Source organism: Rhizobium sp. C1, from assembly GCF_021026335.1.
Lineage (GTDB): Bacteria > Pseudomonadota > Alphaproteobacteria > Rhizobiales > Rhizobiaceae > Ensifer_A.
Map to the genome: position 1 here is coordinate 74618 of NZ_JAJNCY010000005.1, position 23782 is coordinate 98399.

The 23782-nt window shown below is 61.3% G+C and carries 22 protein-coding genes; 11 read left to right on the top strand and 11 right to left on the bottom strand.

What is annotated here, in order from left to right:
* Positions 1–23: 23 nt before the first annotated feature.
* The 7 genes from LQK83_RS12355 to LQK83_RS12385 form a co-directional block, all read right to left on the bottom strand.
* Complete coding sequence (locus LQK83_RS12355; RefSeq protein ID WP_230837709.1) at positions 24–1385, bottom strand: ABC transporter permease; 1362 nt, start codon at positions 1383–1385, stop codon at positions 24–26.
* Entirely contained in the window at positions 1385–2788 is a 1404-nt protein-coding gene (locus LQK83_RS12360) for an ABC transporter permease (RefSeq protein WP_230837710.1), read from the bottom strand. The genes LQK83_RS12355 and LQK83_RS12360 overlap by 1 nt, the downstream gene beginning before the upstream one ends.
* Positions 2785–4632 (bottom strand): sugar ABC transporter ATP-binding protein, encoded by a 1848-nt coding sequence (locus LQK83_RS12365; protein ID WP_230837711.1) that lies wholly within the window; start codon positions 4630–4632, stop codon positions 2785–2787. The genes LQK83_RS12360 and LQK83_RS12365 overlap by 4 nt, the downstream gene beginning before the upstream one ends.
* 110 nt (positions 4633–4742) lie before the next feature.
* Complete coding sequence (locus LQK83_RS12370; RefSeq protein ID WP_230837712.1) at positions 4743–5912, bottom strand: ABC transporter substrate-binding protein; 1170 nt, start codon at positions 5910–5912, stop codon at positions 4743–4745.
* A 44-nt stretch (positions 5913–5956) separates the two neighbouring features.
* Positions 5957–6727, bottom strand: coding sequence for an AttM family quorum-quenching N-acyl homoserine lactonase (gene attM / locus LQK83_RS12375; protein ID WP_230837930.1), 771 nt, complete (start codon positions 6725–6727; stop codon positions 5957–5959).
* A gap of 188 nt (positions 6728–6915) precedes the next feature.
* Positions 6916–7764 (bottom strand): alpha/beta fold hydrolase, encoded by an 849-nt coding sequence (locus LQK83_RS12380; protein WP_230837713.1) that lies wholly within the window; start codon positions 7762–7764, stop codon positions 6916–6918.
* 32 nt (positions 7765–7796) lie between these two features.
* Complete coding sequence (locus LQK83_RS12385) at positions 7797–8186, bottom strand: hypothetical protein (protein WP_112693854.1); 390 nt, start codon at positions 8184–8186, stop codon at positions 7797–7799.
* A gap of 162 nt (positions 8187–8348) precedes the next feature.
* Between LQK83_RS12385 and LQK83_RS12390 the strand changes: the two genes are divergently transcribed.
* Both LQK83_RS12390 and LQK83_RS12395 read left to right on the top strand, forming a co-directional pair.
* Complete coding sequence (locus LQK83_RS12390; RefSeq protein WP_230837714.1) at positions 8349–9155, top strand: IclR family transcriptional regulator; 807 nt, start codon at positions 8349–8351, stop codon at positions 9153–9155.
* A gap of 152 nt (positions 9156–9307) precedes the next feature.
* Complete coding sequence (locus tag LQK83_RS12395; RefSeq protein WP_230837715.1) at positions 9308–10153, top strand: alpha/beta fold hydrolase; 846 nt, start codon at positions 9308–9310, stop codon at positions 10151–10153.
* A gap of 14 nt (positions 10154–10167) precedes the next feature.
* Here the strand turns inward: LQK83_RS12395 and LQK83_RS12400 are convergent, their stop codons facing one another.
* Complete coding sequence (locus LQK83_RS12400; RefSeq protein WP_230837716.1) at positions 10168–10938, bottom strand: IclR family transcriptional regulator; 771 nt, start codon at positions 10936–10938, stop codon at positions 10168–10170.
* A gap of 143 nt (positions 10939–11081) precedes the next feature.
* Here LQK83_RS12400 and LQK83_RS12405 point away from each other — a divergent pair, with 143 nt between their 5' ends.
* The 6 genes from LQK83_RS12405 (at position 11082) to LQK83_RS12430 (ending at position 16186) form a co-directional block, all read left to right on the top strand.
* Positions 11082–11915 (top strand): helix-turn-helix transcriptional regulator, encoded by an 834-nt coding sequence (locus LQK83_RS12405; RefSeq protein ID WP_230837717.1) that lies wholly within the window; start codon positions 11082–11084, stop codon positions 11913–11915.
* A 360-nt stretch (positions 11916–12275) separates the two neighbouring features.
* The gene (locus LQK83_RS12410) at positions 12276–12944 is read left to right on the top strand and encodes an amino acid ABC transporter permease (protein WP_230837718.1); all 669 of its coding nucleotides are present in this window, start codon (positions 12276–12278) and stop codon (positions 12942–12944) included.
* Positions 12945–12954: 10 nt separating this feature from the next.
* On the top strand, positions 12955–13605 hold the full coding sequence (locus tag LQK83_RS12415) for an amino acid ABC transporter permease (protein WP_230837719.1): 651 nt from the start codon (positions 12955–12957) through the stop codon (positions 13603–13605).
* A gap of 46 nt (positions 13606–13651) precedes the next feature.
* The gene (locus tag LQK83_RS12420) at positions 13652–14488 is read left to right on the top strand and encodes a transporter substrate-binding domain-containing protein (protein WP_230837720.1); all 837 of its coding nucleotides are present in this window, start codon (positions 13652–13654) and stop codon (positions 14486–14488) included.
* 14 nt (positions 14489–14502) lie between these two features.
* Positions 14503–15264, top strand: a complete 762-nt coding sequence (locus LQK83_RS12425; RefSeq protein ID WP_230837721.1) for an amino acid ABC transporter ATP-binding protein — start codon at positions 14503–14505, stop codon at positions 15262–15264.
* 52 nt (positions 15265–15316) lie between these two features.
* Positions 15317–16186, top strand: coding sequence for a shikimate dehydrogenase (locus tag LQK83_RS12430; protein ID WP_230837722.1), 870 nt, complete (start codon positions 15317–15319; stop codon positions 16184–16186).
* A 26-nt stretch (positions 16187–16212) separates the two neighbouring features.
* Here the strand turns inward: LQK83_RS12430 and LQK83_RS12435 are convergent, their stop codons facing one another.
* Positions 16213–16908 carry a TetR/AcrR family transcriptional regulator gene (locus LQK83_RS12435; protein ID WP_230837723.1) on the bottom strand — a complete coding sequence of 232 codons (696 nt, stop codon included), beginning with the start codon at positions 16906–16908 and terminating at the stop codon, positions 16213–16215.
* 118 nt (positions 16909–17026) lie between these two features.
* Between LQK83_RS12435 and LQK83_RS12440 the strand changes: the two genes are divergently transcribed.
* The 3 genes from LQK83_RS12440 to LQK83_RS12450 all read left to right on the top strand — a co-directional run bounded on the left by LQK83_RS12440 (position 17027) and on the right by LQK83_RS12450 (position 20466).
* Entirely contained in the window at positions 17027–18922 is a 1896-nt protein-coding gene (locus tag LQK83_RS12440; protein ID WP_442966755.1) for a bifunctional sugar phosphate isomerase/epimerase/4-hydroxyphenylpyruvate dioxygenase family protein, read from the top strand.
* 122 nt (positions 18923–19044) lie between these two features.
* Positions 19045–19407, top strand: coding sequence for a hypothetical protein (locus tag LQK83_RS12445; protein ID WP_230837725.1), 363 nt, complete (start codon positions 19045–19047; stop codon positions 19405–19407).
* Between the two features lie 306 nt (positions 19408–19713).
* Positions 19714–20466 carry a sugar transferase gene (locus LQK83_RS12450; RefSeq protein WP_442966750.1) on the top strand — a complete coding sequence of 251 codons (753 nt, stop codon included), beginning with the start codon at positions 19714–19716 and terminating at the stop codon, positions 20464–20466.
* 161 nt (positions 20467–20627) lie between these two features.
* Here the strand turns inward: LQK83_RS12450 and LQK83_RS12455 are convergent, their stop codons facing one another.
* Both LQK83_RS12455 and LQK83_RS12460 read right to left on the bottom strand, forming a co-directional pair.
* Complete coding sequence (locus tag LQK83_RS12455; RefSeq protein WP_230837726.1) at positions 20628–21986, bottom strand: ATP-binding protein; 1359 nt, start codon at positions 21984–21986, stop codon at positions 20628–20630.
* Entirely contained in the window at positions 21970–23433 is a 1464-nt protein-coding gene (locus tag LQK83_RS12460) for a sigma-54-dependent transcriptional regulator (RefSeq protein ID WP_442966756.1), read from the bottom strand. The genes LQK83_RS12455 and LQK83_RS12460 overlap by 17 nt, the downstream gene beginning before the upstream one ends.
* Between the last annotated feature and the right edge of the window lie 349 nt (positions 23434–23782).

Genomic DNA, 23782 nt, shown 5'->3' on the forward strand with positions numbered 1-23782 from the left:
GGTCGTGTCGCATTGCGTTCACCTCAGATCTGCGTGCGGATATGCGGCGAGCGTGCATAGAGCGCCACCATGGGAAGGATGAGCAGGCCAAAGATGAACTGCTGCCATTTGAAATCGAGGCCGATGCCGACCAGGAAGCTCGAGAGAACCTGAAGCACGAGCACGCCGATGACCGTGAAGCCATAGCCGCCCGCGCCGCCGAGGAGCGACGTGCCGCCCACGACCACCGCCGCCAGCGTCAGGAAGAGATATTGATCGCCGACCCCGATGAAGCCGCCGCCGGACCAGCCGAGCAGCAGGCCGCCGGTCAGCGCGGCAAAGAAGCCCGAGAGCGCATACATGATGACCCAGTAGCGCATCTCGGAAATCATCACGCGGCTCGCCGAAGTGCGGTTGACGCCGAGCGCATAGAGGTAGCGACCATAGACCGTGGTGCGCAGCCCGACGATCAGGATCAGCGCGATCAACGCCCAGACGAGGATGACCGGCGGGAATGGCAGGCCAAAGGTCGTGCCGTTCATGGCCGAGATATTGGCAAGCCACGGCGGCACGGTGCCGAACACGTTGCCGGAATAGGCCGAACCGATGGAGGTGACGATCTGAACGCCGCCCGAGATGGCAAAGCCCGTGCCGAGTGTCACGATCAGCGCCTGCCCCTGCAGGCGATAGCTGAGCAACCCGTTGATGACGCCGAAGATCGTGCCGATCAGCAGCACGATGATCGTGGCGAGCCATGGGGGAACGCCGAGGCCGATCAGGTAGAGCAGGCCGACATTCGCCCCGCCGATGATGAAGGGGATGGAGAGATCGAGCCCACCCAGCAGCGCCACCAGCGTCTGGCCGATGGAGGCAATGCCGAGGAAGGAGGCGAAAAGCAGCATGGACTTGATGTTGTTGCCCGAGGCAAAGCCCTCGATATTCATCGAGCCGACGGAGAAGAGGCCAGCCAGAACCATGATGCCGATGAAGGCGGAGCGGTTCTGCTGGAACTGCCGTCCGAGCGTGCGCGTCAGTACGAGAATGGCGAGCAGAATGATAAGCGAGAGCACATTCCAGATATTGAAGAAGCGGGGGATCGTCAGCGACAGCAAGAGGAAAGCCGCCAGCACCAGCGCCAGCCCGATCAGCGGCCAGCGATATTGCAACCACGCCAGGCGCAGCGGGCTTGGCCCGTCGGCGACGATTGTCTCCGTCTCCACGAACTGGCCGATGACATAGCGCCAGGCCCAGACGGTGAGCGCCAGCGTTGCGATGGCCGACAGGATGACGACCTGCACCGCCATGCCTTGCGCGAAGCCGAAGCCTGCGCCGAGACCCGCGAGCAGAATGGCGATGACGAGGCCGAGAATGCGGGCCGGAAGGCCGATCTGTGGCAGCTTTTCCATCAGCGAACGACCTCCGTCGCGGGCGCGATGCCGCCTTCGTGCATGACCCATGCGCCACCGAGAACGAGTGCCGTCACCACCACCGCCACTGCCGGGCCCAAGCTGCGCCGGCTCGCCTGCGCGAAGGCCAGCCGCAGGAAGACGGCAAGGACCGCGAGAAGGATGGTGAAGAAGACGAAGGGCATGGCCTCAGCCCTGAGCGCCAGCGTCTCAGGCGTCAGAGTTGCGATCTCCAGCGGCTTCGTCAGCGCAGCCTGGATGTCCATCGGGCCTGGCATATAGGCGGGCGCCTCGCCGAGGCTCGTGTAGTCGAACGTGGCATGCAGCGCGATGCCGAAGACGACGACGCCCAGCGACACGAAGTAGAGCAGCGGCGAGAAGTTGCGGATATGGCGCTGGATGACCGGGATGAGCAGTGTCAGCAGCAGCGAAATGACAAGGATCGCGCCATAGGCCAGGTTCGTCACGAAGCTCTGCACCGAGCCGAAGTTGAAGCTCGAGAGGACGAAGGTGATCATGTAGAGGTTGAGCGCGCCGAGCGCCGAGCCGAAGACGCCGCCCCGGCCACCAGCGAGCGACGCGCCGCCGAGCACCAGCGCCGTCACCGCGATCAGCGTGTAGGTCGTGCCCTGCGACGGGTCGCCCGAGGAAATGAGTGCCGTGAAGCAGATCGAGGCAAGCCCGGCAAAGCAGCCGGAAATCAGATGCGCACCGATGCGCACGATAGTGATCGGAACGCCGGATGTGTAGGCCGCGCGCTCGTCCGAGCCCATCAGACGCAGATGGGTGTAAAAGGCCGTCGCCGTAAACAGCAGCCAGGCGACCGTCGCCAGAACCAGAATGATCAGCACCGGCGAAAAGATCGACGTGCCGTACCCCCATTCGGCCATGAAGGGCGGAGCAACCCCGCCGGGGCGTGGCAGAATGACGAGATTGATGCCCGACAGCGCCAGATAGCCGGAGAGTGACACGATGATCGGCTGCACGCGCACATAGATGACGATCAACGCGAAAATGAACTGATAGGCCGCGCCCACCGCCATGCAATAGAGAAAGACGGGGATCGGGTTTTCCAGCGCGCCGGCCGCATGAAGCTGGATCATGGTCACGTTGATGAAGCCGATTAGTGGCCCCACGGAGAGATCGACCGTACCGCGGCCGGCGATGGTCGAAGCCATCAGCGTATAGGTCGCAAGGATCAGCGGCGTGACGACGATGATCGCTGCGCCAATGCCCGAAGCGGTCATGAGGCTCGGTGTGCGCAGCACCGCGATCGAGAGCAGCGCGAAGAACAGCGTGATCGGCATCAGCAGGAACGGATTGGAGCGCCCGCCCTGCTCGGCCACCTTCGCGGCGACCGGCTCGGAACCCGAGGTCTCCCGAGGCATAACCGGAAGGCTCATGGCTGCCCTCCTTCGATGCGCGCACCGTTTTCGCCGAATTCGACGATGCGGATAGGCTTGACCGTCGGCGTGGCTTTCGGACGCGAAGTCGGCAGATCTGCAGCAAACCGCTCCGCCGGAACCAGATGCGCGCTCCCGGCATCGACAGGCGCGGGAGAGGCAGGTTTGGGCTTGACTGCGGCGGGAACCTCGACGCGCACCCGCGGGCCGTCGCTTTGCACAGCGAAGGCTCCGGCGGATGCGCCAGCGGCGTTCGGTGCGCCGGGACGCAGTCCGTAAGCCGCCGTCAGACCTTCGCCACCCGTCTGGCCGAACATAGCTTCCAGCACACGCTTCGGCTCCAGGCTGCGTCCGTCGAAGGCATCGAAGGGCGCGCCGTCGCGGAAGACGATCACGCGGGTGGCAAAGCCCAGGAATTCCTCGATTTCGGAAGAGAGATAGATCACCGCCCTGCCCTCTTCGGCATAGGCGCGCAAATGCCGGTAAAGCTCGGTCTTGGCGCCGACATCGATGCCGCGGGCCGGATCGTTGAGGATGATCACGTCGGGGCGCATGGCAAAGCCGCGTCCGATCAGCACCTTCTGCTGGTTCCCGCCGGAGAGCGACGTGATGCGGTCTTCCTTGACGCCGAACTTGATCAGCAGGTTCTCCGCCTCGCGCTTGAACAGCGTCGAAAGCGTGCCCCGATCGATGAAGCCGAGAATGCCGCCGCGCTTCTTCTCGCGATAAAGTGGCATGACCATGTTTTCGAAGATGGAGAGCGAGGCGAAGATGCCCTCGCGCTTGCGGTCGCCGGAGACATAGGCCACCTTGTTCGCCACGGCCTCCGGCAGGTTGCGCACGGGCTGCCAACTTCCGTCGCGGGAAGCGACCTGCACAAGTCCCTGCGATGCGCCCATGACGCCAGCCAGAACGCGCACGAAGGCGTCCTGCCCCTGCCCGTCCAGGCCTGCAATGCCGACAACTTCGCCCCGGCGCAGATCGAAATCGAATGGCTTCGAATTCGGCCAGACGGCAAGCTTCCTCGCCTTCATCGCCCGCTCGGGCGTCTTAGGCTGCGGAGCTTCGGCATTTGAATGGCCAGCCGAGCGGTCCTCACCGGTCATAAGGCGCAGAAGGTTCTTTTCGGTGATATCTTCCTTTTCCAGGACACCCACATCGCGGCCGTCGCGGAAGACCGTCGCACGGTCGGAAATGCGTACCAGTTCGGCGATACGATGCGTGACGATCAGGATCGTCGTGCCGCGATCGCGCAGCGCTCGCATCCGGGCAAACAGCCGCTCGGTGGAGTCGAAATCGAGCGCGGCGGAGCTTTCATCGAGGATCAGAATGCGTGGCTCGGAGAGGAGCGCGCGGGCAATTGTGATCCACTGCTTCAGGCCCAGTGGCAGCGTACCGACCAGCGCATGCGGATCGACGGGCTCGCCGGAAAGTTCCTCCATCAGCTCGGCGGCGCGCGCCACCTTGCGATCCTGCGACAGCGTCTTGGAAAAGAGCCGGTCCGAGCCCATGAAGATGTTGTCGACGACTGAGCTTTCGTCGGCCACAAGCACTTCCTGATAGACGGTGGAAATACCGAGCGCCCGGCTTTCGGCCGGCGTGGAGGGGGTTTCGCCGAGAATGGAAACCGTACCGCTATCGACCGGCAGGACACCGGAGACCACCTTCGCCATCGTCGACTTGCCGCAGCCGTTGCCGCCGACAATGGCGTGGATCTCGCCCGCCCGTGCCGAAAAGGATGCCCCGTCGAGCGCCCGGGTTGGCCCGAAATACTTTTTCACACCACGCACCAGGATTGTCTCCCGGCCGGCAGGCTGTGCGATCTCTGGAGCTGTGGACGACATGAGACTACCCATCTGGTCGCGGCACGACCGATGAAACGAAGAAACGGCGGTTGAAACGATGGTCGAGGCTGGCCGCGCCGCAGAACGGGGCGCGGCCGTCCTTCACACGATTACTTCTTCTTGAAGGCGCGCGGATCGGCCGGGCGCAGGAAGAAGTTGTCGAGATAGGCCGAGTTGTAACCCCAACGGTCGGCACCGACCTTCAGCCATTCGGCGCTGTTGAGGTTGCAGTTCTCGTCCATGACCTTGGTCAGATCATCATAGGTGAGCTTCACCGGATCGACGAGGATCGACTGGATCTTCGGGCCCTGGCCTTCCAGCGTGCGCATCATGATGTGCCACATCAGCTCGATATCGTCGGCCGGCGGCCAGAGCTGATAGGAGGCGTTGATGTATTTGGGGTTCTTGCGCCAGTAGCAGAGCGCACCCAGCTCACCGCCGATGGCAACCGGGATTTCGCCGCGGCCTGCCTGCTGGACGGCGCGCAACACGCCCATTTCGGCCGCCGACTGCACGACGATGCCGTCGAGCTTGCCCGGATTGGTGGCAAGCCACTTCTGCACTTCGCCCTGAGCGACCTGGTCGGTCCACATGCCGGCGACAGAGCCGACAACCTTGATATCCGGCGCGGACTTGAGACCTGCGAGAACCCCGCGGTTCTGGCTGTCGGAGCCGGACGTACCGGGAATGCCTTCGACGACGAGGACATTGCCCTTGCCGCCAAGCTGGTCGGCCATGGCCTTGCCGATCTCATAGCCGCCGACCTGATAGTTGACCGACGAGTTGATGGCATATTCCGAGGTCAGGTAACCGGTCATCGAGAAGACCGGAACGCCCTTGTCGGCCGCGTATTTCACCGATGCGTTGAGCGCGGTGGGGTTGGAGCAGCAGAGAATGATCGCGTCCGCGCCCTGGTCGACGAGCTGGCGGATCTGCTGGATCTGGGTGGAATCATTGAGGTTCGACTGGGTAACAACGACGTCGGAAATCAGACCGAGTTTCTTCCATTCCGGCACGATGACCTTCTGCAGCTCGTCCATCGCGGCGGCGCGCCAGGTGTTGCCGGCGTAGGACGAGGCATAGCCGATCTTCCACGGCGGGCCCTTCTTCGGCTTGAAGTCACGCCACTTGCTCGGCCCGATCGGCTGCATCGGATCGAGCATGTCCTTGTTGTAAAGGCGTTTAGCGACGTCCGGGTTGATCTCGTCCACGCCGGCGGCGAAGACGGCGCTTGCGGAGACGGCCACGAAGGCCGCTGCGCATACCAATTTGCGTAACATTCCAACTCTCCTCCTAGTTGCGGACCGGTCATCCGGTCCAGCGATCAGTCATAAAAATCCTGCGGGGATTTGCGGAAGCTCGGCCATGTGACCGGGTCATGGCCTGTGACGACCATCGCATTCGTGTCCTTCGCGATGCGCCTGAGCTTGGTGACGGAATCGGCCGCCTGCATCGAAGACGTGACAAGACCGGGTAGCGCCCGGTTTTCCCAGTGATCGACCGTATAAGCGGCATCGATCGTCAACAGGATCGGCCCGCTCTCGGGCAGCGTGATCAGGAAGGATTGATGTCCGGGCGAATGGCCAGGCGTGAAGATCATCCGCACTGTACCGTCGCCGAACAGATCGAAATTGTCGGTGAACTCGCCGCCGAGGAACTTCCAGTTGAGACCCGGACGGTCGAAATCGGCGCGGATATAAGCGCCGGCGGAAAACCAGTGCGGCTTGAAGGCATATTCATATTCGCTGCGCTGAACGATATGCTGCGCCTTGGGAAACCGCCCGATGGCGCCGGTATGGTCGAGATGCAGGTGCGACTGCACGACATAGCGCACATCCTGCGCGCTCACGCCGACCATCTTCAGCTGATCGACGCAGTTTTCCGAGACCGGCATGACCGGGTCGTAGGCGTCCACGACCGCGCCCCAATGACCGCGCTTGTCGATAGCCGCCTCGACCGCGTTGCCGCCATCGATGACGACATTGCCTTGCGGATGCTTGATCAGGAACCACGGCACGGGGATTTCGAAATCCCCCTCGCCTTGGTTCATCTTGATATATTTCGTCTTCGTCCTCAGCGTTCCGGTCTGGAACATATGCAATTCGATCCCCGAAGACTTGCGCCTCGTGCGCGGCGCGTCCTTCGGGGCCGGGGAGTAATTCGGGCGCGGGGCCAGCGAAGACGCGTTGCCGGATCGTGCAGGCGCGTTCGCGTCGCTCTCGATACGCCGGCCCTTGTCGTCGAATTCAATGATCTTCATGGCTCGTCATCCGCTCTACGATTTCAGGTCCGCGCTTCGATCAGGCGAAGCGCTTCTTTCAGATAGACCGCGAACAGCGGGTAGTTCTCCGACATCGGGAAATGCCCGATATCCTCCATCTCGATATAGATGCCACCGGGGATCTGGCGTGCCGTGTTCTCGGTGGCCTCGGGCGGCGTCAGATAGTCGTAAGTGCCGGTCATCATGATCACCGGGCAGCGGCGTGTATCGATATTGCCGAGCTTGCCGCGCAGGTCGTGATCAATCGAGTAGAAGAACAGGTCGCCCTTGAAGGCTTCGGAGCCTTGCGTGTAGTAGTGCCAGGTCAGCCAGCGATCCATGTCGGGGCTTTGCGGAGCCATGAGGTCCCACACGCCGCTCGCGCAGACCTGCGCCGCATTGGCATGCGGGTGACGCCACCAGTCGAGATAGAAGCCCGGCGCATGTTCCGCCGCCTCGACGGGGATGACGGCCCGGAACTTGTCGGGATGATGCAAAGCCAGCTGCAGCGCGACATTGCCGCCGAAACTCGACCCCATGAAGATCGGTCGGTCGAGTTCCAGTGCGTCGCACAGCGTGACGATGAAGTTCATGTAGTGCTGGGCCGTCAGCACATATTCTTCCTTCCACCACTCCTTGTTGAGCGGTGGGTCGGACTTGCCGTGGCGCGCCAGGTCATAGGCGATCACATCATAACGCTGCGTGATGGTTTCGTCTTCGAGCAGCCCGCGCCACTGGTGGTTGTGGCAGCCTGCCGTGTGCTGGCAGACCAGCGGAATGCCGCTGCCGTTGCGCAGGTAGAAGACCTTGTATTCGAAGCCGTCCACCTCGATGGTGACGTAGCGTCCGATAACGGGAGAGTGCTTGGCCATTCCTGTTGATCCTGTGGGCTTTAGGTGACGTCTCAGACCGGCACGCCGACCTTGCGAAGCAGCTCGAACTGGACTGTGAAATTGCGCAGGTTCTGCATCATGACGAGGATATTGCCCTCGATCTTGAGATCGCGCCGGAAGCTGGCCGACCAGATGCCGTGATACATCGGCTCCGGCACAGGCTTGGCGAATTCACGCCATGTCGCGGCGCTCGCCCGAAGCGCGAAGTCATAAGGGTCAAGTGGCTGCGGATCCGTGTTGATGCTGTGAACGCGCCCGTCGCGCATTTCCACGATGACTTTGGCCGGCCCCATGTCCCAGAGATAGCGGCAGGTGAAATAGCGGGCCATGGCCCCGATCGTCGGGTCACGGTCCGAGGCCTCGCCGAAACGAACAGCCCAGTCGCGCACGCTCATGACCATCCCTGAAACCTCCCAAACTTACTTTTCCGCGATTTTAGCCTGACGGCATCCACCATTTCGATTTTCGTTCAATATGCTGAACAATATTCTCTGGACGGAACAAATGTCAATAGGCTATACCAGAGGCAGAAGAGGGTTGTTCATCGAAGGTGCGAGCGTTTCATGAACGTGAGGGAATCCAAGACGCAGCAGTCGCCGGCGCTGGAGCGCGGCGCTCGCATTCTCGATGTTGTCGCGCGCTCGAAGACGTTCCTGAGCCTGTCCGATCTGTCGCGGGAGTTGAAGATCGCCCGCTCCAGCATCCACTCTCTTTGCCAAACGCTCGTCAATCTAGAGCTTCTAATCCGGCGTAACGATCAGACCTTCCAGCTGGGTCCGCATGTCATGCGCTGGTCGAACGCCTTCACGCTCCAGTCCGATGTCGCGACCGAGTTCGCGGCCATATGGGATCAGGAGACCGGCCTTCCCGGCGCGACGATCACGCTGACCGTTCAGGACGGGGCAGAGGTTGTTTACATTGCCGCGCGTAACGCCGCCCTTAGCCGCTCGGCGCTGGAGTTCCGCGTCGGCATGCGGCTGCCGGCCGCCTTCACCGCCACCGGCAAGGCGTTTCTGAGCCACATGCACGACCATGAAATCCGCCGGCTCTACGCACACGGCCTGCCGGAGGCACGCACCAGCCGCAGCGTTCGCTCGCTGGACGATCTTCTGGCGGAGCTCAGGGCCATCAGGCTCCAGGGCTACAGCTGCGATGAGGAGCAGGTGGCCGAAGGCATGGTGTGCTTCGGAGCGACGGTGCTCGATGCCCAGAACCATCCCATCGCCGGCGTGGCCGTGAGTCTGACACTGGACGCAGAAGCCATGAACAACCGCGACACCGTCATCGGCAACGTAAAGCAGATGGCCGCCCGCCTCTCTCACCGCATGGGTGCAGACATTCCGCAAGGCAGCCGGATGCGCGGTGCCTGACGAGCCTTCCACATGAAAAAATGAGATTTTTAGGCAAGTTCCAGAGGAGCGTCAGGCTTACGGGAGTAGACGGATGATGTCATGATCGGAAGCGTTCGGTATCGAAAATGGCGACAAGCCTGCGGCGCGAACGTCAGCCTTGGGAGGGGCGTATGCTTCATTTCACACAGGACGAGAGTTCCAAGAGCGCACGTGTCGTCAGGATGACGCCCTGGCGACGCCAGATCGTCGAGACCGACGCCGGCGAGATCGAAACGCTGGACATTGGCGCAGGGCAAAACCGGGCCATTCTCCTCTTGACCCATGGTCTCGGCTCGGTCCATTCGCTGGAAGAGATCGCCGAAGGCATCAACGCACGTTTTCCGGGACGCCGCATCGTCGCCTATTCGCGGCCCGGTCGTGGCGCAAGCCCCGAGCCTCAAGGCGGAGCCTCCACGAATATTCTGTCGTATGAGGCGCATGCAGTCCTGCCCGCCCTGATGCGCGCGCTGACCCTCACCGACGTGGACATCGTCGCCCATAGCGACGGCGCGGCGGTTGCCATACTGTTTGCCTGCGTGCATCCGTGGATGGTCGGGCGCATGGTGGCGATATGCCCGCAGGTTCATGCTGGTGAAGTCGTACACGAGACTGACGGCCTCGGCGAAATCGAAAAACTCGGTGCGGAACACGCCGACATGCAGACCGCGATGCGCTGCCGGGCCGCACAGCGCGAAGCCGTATCCGCCGATCCCGGCGTGATCCTCGACCGGGTCGGCGCGCTGACCGCGCCGCTGCTGCTCATTCAGGGCCTGAAGGACGACCATGATGCGCAGCGCCAGATGGAAGTGCTATCCGATCGGGTTCCGGGACCGATGAAATGGGTCATGCTGCGCCACGACGGTCACTTTCCGCAGCATGACAATCCGGATGTGGTGATCGACATGATCTGCCGCCACCTCGAAGAGACTGGTCCGGAAATGACAGGCAAGCGTCGACAGCGGGGCGGGACGATCTGATGGCGGTCATCCGCTCACGGACCGGCTTCCGCTCCAAGCCTGCGGGAAAGCCGGTTTGCAAGAGCCGAGGCGTACGCGGCAAGATCCCGCATCACGGACTGCGGCACATCCTCGACGTCGATACTGATCAGCACGGCCGCCACGGTCCGGTTCAGCGAATTCAACACCGGCGCGCCGAAATTCGTCACGCCCCGATGACATTGGCCGATCTCGACCGCCACGCCGTCCGAACGGATCTGGCGAATCTCTTCCAGAAGAGCTCCGAGATCGCGCACCGAGCGCTCCGTCAGCGGCACGGGAAAGGACCTGAAAGCCCGCTCTATGTCGTGATCGGGCCAGCGCGCCAGGATCGCCTTCCCGGCTGCGCAGAAGGCGGCGGGCAGGCGCATACCCGGTCTGACGGCAAAGCGCTCCAGCGCGCTTCGCTGTCGCGCCGCGATGAAGACGACATCCAGATCATCGAGAATGCAGAGCGAAACGATTGCCTTATCGACGATGGGGGACTGGTCCCAAAGCGCGGCGAATTCTGCCGCGATATCCGTCTGACGATCAAAGGCGTTGGACCATTTGAGCAGGTGCGGTCCCAGCACATAGGTCTGGTCGGATCGGCGCATCAGCAGGCCAAGATGCGTGAGGGTGGTGCAGAGACCATGGACCGTGCTCTTCGGCAAGCCGGTTTCGCGCGCCATATCGGAAACGGTCGGATAACGCTTGGCCTCGGCCACAAGGTCGAGGATGACCGAGGCGCGTTCGACGGCAGGCACCAGTTTCTGCCGAAGGGTCACGTCTTCCTCCAACTGGCTGCTCCTCTCGATTCCGCACCGTTGGGTATCGTATTGCGTCCCGCTCCAGGCAAGTCAATTCCAGACTTGCAAGGCCAGCTTCGTTCTGCTCTCTTTAAATATAGGAACACTTCTATAGTGAGGCCATGACGACAGGTGTACGGGTCATGTTGGGGGCGTTCGGCCGGGTCGCGCAAGTCGAGCTGGAACATTGCCTCGTGCGCCATGCGCATCCTTATTGCCACATGCTCTTCAAGGTCGGCGGTGCCGATTCCAGCTTTATCGTCGACGACAAGCACGTGCCGCTGACGGACGACTGCGCGGTTCTCGTGGATGCCTGGCGTCCGCATGAATTCGTTTTCCGCCCGGGACAACCGCCGACGCAGATCATCGCGCTTTATATCGATTCCGACTGGCTGGCGACGCTCAGCGCCGACCTCGGTGAATTCAACCCGCTCGACTTCTTCAAGGCAAGCGCCGGCCATGTGTCCAGGGATACCTATCGGGTTCTGATGGATGTGCTCGATTGCCTCAATGGCGCCTCCCCTTCCAGTGCGGATATGGAGTTCCTGCTCAGCAGGCTTGTTCTCTCCACAATCCTGACCAGCTCCAGCGATCTTCAACGGCGATCGCGCCCGCAATTCGTTGATTGGCGGATCAGGCGTGCGGTCAAATACCTGCAGCAGAACGACGGCGAATTCGATCTCATCGATGATATCGTCGCAGATATCGGCATGAGCCGCGCCAACTTCTTTCGGCAATTCAAGGCTTGTACGGGCATGTCGCCCGGCCTGTTTCAGAATGTCGTGCGCCTCGAACACGCGATCCGCCTGACCGTCGTTTCCGAAGAGTCCCTCAGTGCGGCAGCGAGCCGGCTGGGATTCTCCGACATTGCCCATTTCAGCCGCTTCTTCCGGAACCACACCGCCGTTTCGCCGCGGCTTTATCGACAGGGCGCCCACAATCTCCTGACCCGTTGAACGGGGCAGATGATCCGGAAGCTCCACGCAACCGCGCGCTGCCCTGGTGCTGACGGCGATGGGCAATGTCCACTCAGCGCTTCGACGCGGGGCTTCAAGCCTGAGCGGCCGACGCTTGAAGGTATCAGCGGTGCGGCCTTTCTCCACGTCAGTACGCCTGCCATGCCGTCCGCCAGAGCGCGCACGGCACCGCCTCCACGGACCTCTCGCAATCCCAATGAGGTTGCGAAAAGGGCCCTTGACGCCTTTATGAACTAACTGGTACAAACATTTATCAGGGCGAGGGAGGATGTTGCGATTTCGGTGCATGGGCTTGAGCCATGCATACGCCGAACGCGACTGAATTGCCCGGGAGGAATAATGTCTTACAGTCTGGACTTTTCAGTCGTCATCGAGAGATTGCCCGAGCTTTTGATTGCGTGCCTGGCGACGATCGGGCTTGCGATTGCCGGAATGGCGCTGGCGACCGTGATCGGCGTGCTGGGCGTCATTGCCAGACGCTCGAGGTTTTCCGCCGTGCGCGCGCTCGTGATCGGCTTTGTCGAGATCATCCGAAACACGCCCTTCCTGGTGCAGATCTTCTTCATCTTCTTCGCGCTTCCCCAGCTTGGCATCCGTCTCAATCCGACGGTGACGGCGATCATCGCGCTGGCGCTGAATGGCGGCGCCTATGCGATCGAGATCATCCGCGGCGGGGTGGATGCCATTCCGAAAGGGCAGATTGAAGCCGGACTGGCGCTGGGCCTGCACAAGGCGCAGATCTTCCGTTTCATAGTCCTGAAGCCGGCTCTGCGCGCCGTCTACCCTTCGCTCACCAGCCAGTTCATCATGCTGACCCTGACGACCTCCGTCTGTACGTCGATTGCGGCTTACGAACTGACATCGGTGGCACAGAAGATAGAAGCCGACACCTTCCGCTCTTTTGAGGTCTATTTCTCGATTACGATCCTCTATCTCATCATTTCGTCTCTGATGATGGGCGTCTTCGCCCTCATTTCCCGCATTTCCTTCAGCTACCCGGTCAAGTGAGGCGCGCGAAATGGCAACGATCGGCTTCAACGAAATCTACTTCCTGCTCCAGGGTCTGAAATGGACCATTGCGCTGACCATCATCGGCTTCATAGGAGGCGGCATTTTCGGTCTTCTCGTCGCGCTGGCCCGTACGGCGGAAAGCAAGCTGCTGCGAAGGGCGACGACCGGCTATATCGCGGTCTTTCAGGGCACACCGCTGCTCATGCAGCTCTTCGTCGTCTATTACGGTGTCGCGCTGGTGGGTCTGAATGTCGATGCCTGGCTTGCCGTTGCAATTGCCTTCACGCTGCATGCCAGCGCCTATCTCGGAGAGATCTGGCGCGGTGGTATCCAGGCGGTGCCGAAGGGCCAGACCGAAGCCGCAAAGGCGCTTGGCCTGCACTATGTCTCGCGCATCAAGGATGTGATCCTGCCGCAGGCGCTGAAAATTTCGTTGCCGGCGACGATCGGCTTCCTCGTGCAGCTGATCAAGGGCACGTCGCTTGCCGCGATTGTCGGCTTTGTCGAATTGTCGCGCGCCGGCCAGATCGTCTCCAACCAGACGTTCCGCCCGCTGACCGTCTTCGCCATTGTCGGCCTCATGTATTTCCTGATCTGCTGGCCCCTGTCTCTCTGGGGCGCCCGCACCGAGCGGCGCCTTCAAACCGCAGCACGATAAGATCCAACTTGCCCATTTCATCAGCTTTTTAAGGAGGAGCAAAAAGATGAACCCACTGAAAACCATCAAGCGCAGGAGCCTTCTGGCAATTGCCGCCGCAGCCATCGCCGTCTTCCCGGCGCTTCACGCAAGCGAGGCCTTTGCAGGCACGCTTGCCGACGCCAAGAAAGCGGGCAAGGTCGTCATCGGCATTCAGGGCGACAACGCACCCTGGGGTTTTGTCAATTCCAGCGGCGTGCAGGACGGCCTTGACGCGGATATCGGTAAGGCCTTTGCCGAATATCTCGGCCTCAAGCCGGAATTCGTACCGCTGGCCGTCGCCAACCGCATTCCTGCGCTGATGACCGGCAAGGTCGATGTGCTCTTCGCCACGATGGGCATGACGCCTGAGCGCGCAAAGACCATCCAGTACTCCAAGCCCTATGCCGGCAACGTTCTGTCGGTCTACGGTCCGAAGGACAGGAAGATCGCCGGCTATGACGATCTCAAGGGCATGAATGTCGGCGTTCCGAAGTCGAGCGCCATGGACACGTCGCTGACGGCCGGCGCGAAGACCGCCAACATTCTCCGTTTCGACGACGATGCCGCCAACATCCAGGCGCTCCTTGCCGGTCAGGTCGAAGCCATCGGCGGCAACCAGTTCTATGGCGATCGTCTGAATGCCGCAGCTCCGGGCAAGTACGAATCGAAGTTCGACCTCACGACGCTTTATAATGGCGCCGGCACCCGTCCGGGCGAAAAGGACTGGAACGAAGCCATCAACAGCTTCATCGACAAGATCAAGTCCGATGGCACCCTGGCCAAGATCTACGCCAAGTGGATGAAGCGCGACGTTCCGGCTTTCCCGGAATCGATGCCTGACGTCCCGTTCACGGTGAAGTAAAGGGGAAGGCTTCCATGCCACAGACCAACGCAAGCCAGACGCCACTCATCGCCATGGAAGGCGTTGGCAAGTGGTATGGAGCTTACCACGCCCTCAGAAACGTCAACCTGACGGTGGCAAAGGGCGAGAAGATCGTCCTTTGCGGCCCGTCCGGATCGGGAAAATCGACTCTCATCCGCTGCATCAATCATCTGGAGGAAATCCAGGAAGGCAAGATCACGGTGGAAGGCACGCTGCTGACCGATTCCGGCGGCACGGTGGATGCCGTGCGCCGCGAGGTCGGCATGGTGTTCCAGAGCTTCAATCTCTTCCCGCATATGACCATTCTGGAAAATTGCACCCTCGCCCCGATGCGGGTGAAGAAGGTCTCCAAGGCGGAAGCTGAGGCGACGGCGCGCAAGTATCTGGAGCGCGTGCGCATCGTCGATCAGGCCGACAAATATCCGGCCCAGCTCTCCGGGGGCCAGCAGCAGCGCGCGGCGATTGCCCGCGCGCTCTGCATGGAGCCGAAGGCAATGCTGTTCGACGAGCCGACCTCGGCGCTCGATCCGGAAATGGTCAAGGAAGTGCTGGACACCATGATCGGTCTGGCGCGTGACGGGATGACGATGATCTGCGTCACGCATGAAATGGGTTTTGCCCGTCAGGTCGCCGATCGCGTCATCTTCATGGCCTCCGGCGAGATTATCGAAGAAGGGTCGCCTGAAGACTTCTTCAGCAACCCTCAGCATCAGCGGACACGCGCCTTCCTCGGCGAAATCCTCGCCCATCATTGATGATGCTTGGACGACGCTTTCAATTTCCATCCGCCATACACGGGTTTGGACTATGACATCGCAAACGACTTATCGCGTCGGCCTGATCGGCGCAGGGATACAGCTTTCCAAATCGCCGGCGCTTCACATGCATGAAGGCGCGGCGCACGGCCTCGATTATGTCTACGAGCTGGTCGATATCACCGCTCGCAACCTTCCGGAAAGCGCCCTGCCGGAGCTTGTCGCCGAGCTTCAGGCGCGCGGCTTTGCCGGCACGAACATCACGCACCCCTTCAAGCAGGCCGTGATCCCGCTGCTTGATGAACTCTCGGAAGATGCGCGCATGCTGGGCGCAGTCAACACGGTCGTCTTCAAGGACGGCAAGCGGGTCGGTCACAATACGGACTGGTACGGCTTCCACGAAAACTTTGCTCAGGGCCTGCCCACCGTCAGCCGCGCACGCACTCTTCTGGCGGGCGCCGGCGGGGCCGGCGTTGCCGTGGCGCATGCGCTTCTGAAGCTTGGCATTCAGCATCTCGACATTCTCGATCAGGATCCGGCCCGCGCGAAGCGCCTCGCCGACGCCCTGAACACCCGTTTCGGGATGGAGCGCGCCTTTGCCGTCACCGATGCCGCAGCCTCGCTGCCGCTGGCCGATGGCTTCGTCAACGCGACGCCGGTCGGCATGCTCGCGCATCCAGGCATTCCGGTCGATCCGGTGCTGCTGGAAGCCCGGCACTGGGTCGCCGATATCGTCTATGTTCCGCTGGAAACGCAGTTGCTGGCCACCGCCAAGTCGAAAGGCTGCCGGGTGCTGCCGGGTGGCGGCATGACGGTCTATCAGGCCGTCGGCGCGTTTCGTCTTTTCTGTGGCCGCGAGCCCGACGCAGCGCGCATGACCGCCGATTTCCTCAAGCTCTGTGCCGCCGACAAGGTAACCTGAGTGGTGCGCCACCGGCATTGAAGGGTTCAGGCACGTTCCGTTGGAAGAGAGCCGAGATGATCAGGGCGAAGGACATAACGCAGAACCATTTCGGCCACATGGCCGGAAAGCCTCTGCTGGCCCTCATCCGTGAACAGGTCGCCGCCGAAAATCAGCGAGAAGGTTGCGCTGTTCGACACGTTGAAGAAGGACAGCGCGCTGATCTGCCAGTGCAGCTCGAGCGGGGTGATGCCTTGGCGGAAAATGCCTGCCGCCTGGCCGCGCCGAAGCACGTTTTCAAGCTCCTCGATGGCCGGCTGGTTCAGGTCCCGGATCGTCTTAGACATCTGCATGTGCCGGCCATGGTGGATGTTCTCCACCATGACCATGCGAATGAAGGCCGGATTGGCGCGATGATGGTCAAAGGTGAAACGACAGAGCTTTTCCAGTGCGGCGACCGGGTCGAGCCGGTCAAGCTCCAGATCGTGTTCGCCGCCACGCACCTTGCCATAGGCTTCTTCCAGAACACGCTGGTAAAGCCCTTCCTTGTCGCCGAAATAGTAATAGATCATGCGCTTGGAGGTCTTCGTGCGCGCCGCGATCTCATCGATGCGCGCGCCGGAAAGACCGTTCTGCGAAAACTCCTCCATCGCAACCGTCAGGATATCGCGCCGCACGCCTTCAGGATCGCGGACAGCGGTTTTCGCGTCCCTCGACTTTACCAAGTCGGTCGCTTGCTTCATGAGTTCCTCCCTCGAAGCCATGCAAACGCCGCTTCGGCCTCCAATTAACTAATTAGTACATAACGCTGGAAAGGATGGCAATATGGGATATCGCGACACCCGCCGGGAGCCGGTTCAATTGCAGACATCGATTGCCACCGTGTCGATCAGCGGCGAGTTTCCGGAAAAGCTGGCGGCGATCGCAAAAGCGGGCTTTACCGGTGTCGAAATTTTCGAAAACGACTTCCTGACCTATGACGCTTCGCCCCGCGAGGTGGCGGAAATGGTCAAGGATCACGGTCTTTCGATAACCCTCTTCCAGCCTTTCCGCGATTTCGAGGGAATGCCCGAGCCACAGCGCAAACGTACATTCGAACGGGCCGAGCGCAAGTTCGAGATCATGGGCGAGCTTGGCACCGACCTGATGCTGATCTGCTCGAATGTCTCGCCGATTTCGCTGGGCGGCATCGACCGGGCGGCTGATGACTTCCATGAACTCGGCGAGCTCGCCGCCCGACATGGCGTTCGCGTCGGTTATGAGGCGCTGGCCTGGGGACGCCATATCAACGACCATCGCGATGCCTGGGAGATCGTTCGTCGCGCCGACCACAAGAATATCGGCCTTATCCTCGACAGTTTCCACACGCTGTCGCGCAAGATCGATCCGAACTCGATCCGCGCGATCCCCGGCGACAAGATCTTTATCGTGCAGCTGGCCGATGCGCCGCTGTTCGATATGGACCTGCTCTACTGGAGCCGGCATTTCCGCAACATGCCGGGCGAAGGCGACCTGCCGGTCGTCGACTTCATGCGCGCAGTGGCCGCAACGGGCTATAACGGCCCGCTGTCGCTGGAAATCTTCAACGACCAGTTCCGGGGCGGCTCTGCCAAGGCACTGGCGGAAGACGGCCACCGCTCGCTGGTCAACCTGATGGATCGGGTTCGCCGGCTGGAGCCGGACATCGCCATCGACGTTCCGGTCATGCCCGACCGGGTAACGGCGCAAAGCGTGGAATTCGTGGAATTTGCCACCTCCGAAGACGAGAAGGACAATCTCGCCGCTCTGCTGTCCACGCTCGGTTTCGTCAGATCGGCCCGGCACCGCAACCGTGCGGTGGAGCTCTATACGCAGGGCAATATCCGCATCGTCATCAACACCGACAAGTCGGGCGACACGTTCGCCGATGCATCCTACACCGTCCACGGGACCAATGCCTATGCCTTCGGCGTGAAGGTGGACAACGCCCGCGAGGCGCTTGCGCGTGCGACCGCGCTCGGTGCGCCTGCCTTCTCAGAAGAACGCCAGTCCGGCGAAGTCTCTGTCCCGGCCGTGCAGGGCGTCGGCAATGGCGTCATCTATTTCCTCGATGAGACGCCGGAACTTTCCGGCATCTGGGAACGCGAGTTCTCAGCACTGCCTGTCGAGGCCAGCGACGCCAACCTGACGCGCATCGATCATCTTGCGCAGACGACCCAGTATCAGGAGATGCTTACCTGGCTGCTGTTCTATCAATCCATCTTCGCCGTGCGCCGCACACCCATGGTCGATGTGGTCGATCCCGGCGGGCTGGTGCGAAGCCAGGCGATCGAGGGCGATCCGCAGCCGCATTTCCGCGTCACCATGAATGGTGCCGACAACCGCAAGACCTTTGCCGGCAAGTTTCTGGCCGAAAGCTTCGGCACCAGCATCCAGCATATTGCCTTCGCGACCGACGATATCTTTGCGACTGCCGCACGGCTCAACGAACTCGGGTTCCAGGCGCTGCCGATCTCGCGCAATTACTATGACGATCTCGAAGCCCGTTTCGGCCTTGAACCGGACTTTGCCGATGCGCTGCGCGCCGCCAGCATTCTCTACGATCGCGACGAGAAGGGCGAGTATTTCCAGATATATAGCCGTACCTTCGGTGAGGGCTTCTTCTTCGAAATCGTCGAGCGGCGCGGCGATTATGCGGGCTATGGCGCAATGAACGCTCCCTTCCGCATCGCCGCCCAGCGGCGTCTCGCAAGACCTGCGGGCATGCCAAAGCGGTAAGCTGTCCCCTCTTCCGGCCTCCGTCGAGCGTGGCCGCAGAGCGGCGGCGGCGTCTCTACCCGGCGAAACTCCTGCTGCATTGCAGCAATTCCAGGCGAAATCTTCTGCAACTTTGCCACTTCATGCCGCTCAGCGATCAACTTTCCGTCGTTCCAAAGTGCAGCACTCTTGACTCTCGTCAGCAATCGTTATTAATGATTTATTATAGTTATTTTTTATTGGAGCGTAAGATAGTGTTTCGATATTCGGCACTTACGGCTATTGCAGCCATCGCTATCTTCACATTGCCAGCGCAGGCAAGCGTCAACTCTGTCTTTGCGAGCTGCTCCGGCGGCGGCAATTGCGTTGCACTCGTTCAGGCAGAAATTGCCGGCCTGACCGATACCGCAGCGCACAAGAATCGCCTAATCGCCAATACGATCAGCAGCGGTGCTTCGCAGACCGCAACGGCCGCGATTTCCGGCCAGCAGGGCAGCGCCAACTGATATCGGGGATATCGCCGCTTCGAACACTATCGGTAGAGGCGGCGCATCGCATTTCGTGCTTGATGACGGACCTTAGCACCTCCGGATTTGAGAGAGTGTATCGTGGCTCCGTTTGATTTTGGCTGATTGGATTTTTCCGCTGATCAGTCGACAGGAACCGCGAGTTTCACGCGGCTACGTCCGTGTGTTGCGGATAGCGGACCCGCTTCGGCGGGTTCCCATGCTTATGAATGCCGGAGGCGATGGGGCGCCTTCTGTCTATTTTTTATAATAAAAACAATTGCTCGCACGATATTTCAACGCCCGATGAATGTTTTTCAGGAGCGCGAAGTGACTTTTCAAAATGGATTTGACGATGTCATGCGTTCGGATCTGACGCAAAGCATGTTAAGCCGATCTTTCGGGCCCCTGGATGAGCCTTCTCTATTACTGGAGGGTACGCGAGACGATCGCCGGATCCACTTCGCGATCAAGCGCGCGATGGATGTGGCGCTCTCGCTCGTTGCACTGCTGGCGCTTTCTCCGCTTCTGATCGGTGTGGCGCTGATGGTTCGGGTCACAAGCCGCGGCCCGGCTTTCTTCTCACAGCTGCGATGGGGAAAGGATGGCCGGACAATTAGGGTATACAAGTTCCGTTCGATGTATGTCGACCGGTGCGACATCACGGGCGTCAGCCAGACGACGGAAAATGATCCACGGGTCACGCCCCTGGGCAGAATTCTGCGGCGCACCAGCATTGACGAACTGCCCCAGCTTTTCAATGTGCTTCGCGGGGATATGTCGCTGGTTGGCCCACGCTGCCACGCGATTGGGATGAAAGCCGCCGGCATGCTTTACGAAGAGCTTGTGCCCCACTACCACCTCCGACACACCGTGCGTCCTGGAATTACCGGTCTCGCCCAGGTTCGCGGTTTTAGAGGACCGACGGATGTTGCCTCCGTTTCCCGCGCCCGGATCGCCTACGATCTGCAATATATCCGGGCGTTTTCCATCTGGCTCGATGTCAAGATCATTGCTCTGACAGTCTGGACCGAACTTCGTGGTGGCAAGGGCTTCTGAAGACCGCGGCTTCTGCGCTCTATCCGGCAACTGCTCGTTTGTGGCGGCAGGCTGCCATCGTGTCCGGATACGGTAGCCTGCGGGTTCAAGAAGACGTCTAAAGACGTTTCGAGATTGACGCACGGAAGCAAACGATGCGCTTGTCTTCATGACGAACAGGATCATCCGGGAATGAAGACCCGGAACTCCGCCCCACCTTCGGACCGGTTTACCGCCTCAATGCGGCCGCCATGGTCCTCGATGATCGTGAAGCTGATCCAGAGGCCGAGGCCCGTTCCCTCGCCGATGGTCTTGGTCGTGAAGAAGGGCTCGAAGATCTTGCCCAGATTTTCGGTCGCGATACCCGGCCCGTTATCGCGGATCGTCACCTGCGCGCCTGACTTATCCCTGCCCAACGCAATTTCGACCCTTGGATCGGGACGGCCGGAGACCGCATCCAGCGCATTGTCGATCAGGTTGACAAAGACCTGGTGCAATTGCCCTTCATCCGCATTGGATAGCGTGACCGGCACCGTATCGAAGACGATCTGCGCCGAGGCATTCTTCGATTTCGCCGCAAGCTGGACGGAGTTGCGCAAGAGCCGGTCGAGATCGACGGGCTGGCGCTCGCCGGCGCGGGTGAAGGAGAGACGGCGCAGGTTCTTGACGATATCGCTGACGCGGCTCGCACCTTCGATCGTGCCATCCAGCAGCGGGTCGATATCGGCGAGAATGGCGTCAATCTTCAGCTCGCGCCGGAGCTTCCCCGCCTCGCCCTCCTCCGCGCCGCCATGCAGCGCATCGAGATAGCGCACGAGGTTCTTCCGGTAGCGGTCAAGCGTGTAGATATTGGCATAGACGAAGCTGATCGGGTTGTTCAGCTCATGCGCCACGCCGGCGACGAGGCGGCCAAGGCTCGCCATCTTCTCCTGCTCGATCAGCCGGCGCTGTGCGGTTTGCAATTCGCGATGCGCCTCATGCAGCGCCTGATAGGCGCGCCGGAGCTCACTGATCGGGCGGCCCGTCAGCACCGCGCCGAACTGGCGCGACGACCCGTCGGCGAGCTTGGTTGAACGCAGCGCCAGGCATTCCTCGCTGCCATCGGGCCTCAGAAAGCAGATATCAGCCTCGACGACCCGCCCGCCCTGCCCCGCGCCGACGATGCGCCGCGCTTCAGCCTGATCGTCCGGCTTCACATAGTCGAAGACGCTGGAGCCGATGACGGCACTTTCTGTCCTGCCGACGAGATTGAGAAAGGCGGGGTTCACCTTCTTTATGGTGCCGCTGCTGGAGCAGACGATGAGGATATCCGACACCGACGCAAAGACGCTGGAAATGAAGGACTGTGCCTCTTCGAGATCGGCATTCTTGCGCTCGAGATCGGCTTCGTTGCGCAGCAGTTCTGCATAGACCTCGTCCATGCGGTGGATGACATCCACCCAGAGCGATTCCCCTGCATCGTCGAGCGACGGGATCGCCGGCACGCTGACCTTGCTGATCAGCGCCATATCCTCGGGATGTCCTTCAATCGGTCTCGTCATCCGTGTCGCGCCGCAGATCGTATCGATCCATCTTGGCCCTCAGCCCGACACGAGACAAGCCCAATTCGTCCGCCGTCCGGCTGATATTGCCGGCATGGCGGGCAAGGCTCGCCTCGATGGCCGCCTTTTCGACCACGGCGACGATATCCTTCAATTGTTGGCCGGCCTGCGGCATCTCGGTCGATGGGCCAGCCGCCGCGCCGTTGCGGATTGCCGGTGACAGCAGCCGGTCGGCCAAGGGTTCGTTGCCCGGTGACAGCACGACCATGCGCTGGATCTCATTATGCAGCTCGCGCACATTGCCGGGCCAGCCATAGGCCGACATCAGCTCCAGCGTGCGGGGATGAAAGCCGGAGATTTCCCGCCCGAAGGCCTGGTTGATCTGCGTGAGCGTATGGCCGGCAATCGCCATGATGTCACGTGAGCGATCCTTCAGCGCCGGCATGTGGATCGGGAAGGCGGCGACGCGGTAATAGAGGTCGCGGCGGAAGCGTCCGGCGGCCACCTCGGCCAGAAGATCGCGGTTTGTCGCGGCAATCACCCGGACATTGACCTTGCGGGTGCGCTGCGCGCCGAGCGGCCGGATCTCGCCCTCCTGCAGCACGCGCAAGAGCTTCACCTGAAAGGCCGGCGAGGTCTCGCCGATCTCGTCCAGAAAGATCGTGCCGCTGTCGGCCAGTTCAAAGAGGCCGATCCGGTCCTGGTAAGCGCCGGTGAACGCACCCTTCTTGCAGCCGAATAGTTCGCTCTCCAGCAGATCGTCCGGCAGCGCGCCGCAGTTTTCGATGACGAAGGGCTTGTCGGCGCGGGCGGACTGGTGGTGGATCGCCCTTGCCAGCAGCTCCTTGCCTGTGCCGGAAGCTCCCGTGATCAGCACCGAGACATCGTAATCGGCGGCGCGTTTGGCGAGCGAAATCGCCTCCGCCACCGGGCTTCCATCGACATGGATGAGCCGATCGAAGCCGTATTTTCTGCGCTCCACCCGCCGCTTGTCGGAGACGGCCTTCTGCAGCAGGTCGCTCTGCGGCTTGGCTTCGACGCTCACCTCGCCGGCCTGATGCTGCAGCCGCCAGAGGTCCGCGCATTCGCGCATGCAGGCGACAAGCTCGTCCGGGTTCCACGGCTTGGTGATGTAGCGATAGATGCCGGCCTTGTTGACGCCGTCGATAATGTCGTCGCTGTCGGTATAGCCGGAAATGATCAGGCGGATGGTTTCCGGCCAGCGCTCGCGGGCGCGTTTGAGAAACGTGACGCCGGATTCGCCGGGCATGCGCTGGTCGCAGAGGAGGATCTGCACCAGCTCGCCCTCCAGCACGGCTTCGGCTTCCGTGGCATTCTTGGCGCAGATGACCTCGAACTCGTCCGACAGCACGCGCCGGATCGCCTCCAGCGAACGCGGTTCGTCATCGACCACCAGAACCGTCGTGCTGGCATTGCTCACGTCAATCTGCTCCCCGCCGGAATTTCATGACACAGTACACGACACTTCGCCTTTTCGCCTTTGGCGCCCCCTCACCCCGCCTCCGCTCACGCTCGGCGGACCTCTCCCCGATGGGGCGAGGCGGCGGAGACGCTGCGGCAAATTCCCGCTTCTCCCCAGCGGGGAGAAGGTGGCCCGAAGGGTCGGATGAGGGGGTGGGCCAAACTCAAAGACGCCGAAAGATGATTGTGCCGTGTACTATGCCTGCAAGATCCAATCTTAATCTAACTCTCTGTTTTCATGCAGTTTCGGACGAAAAATCGGTTTCCACTGTCGCTGGAAATGCTCTGAAACCGTAGAAGCTCTTCGTCATCCC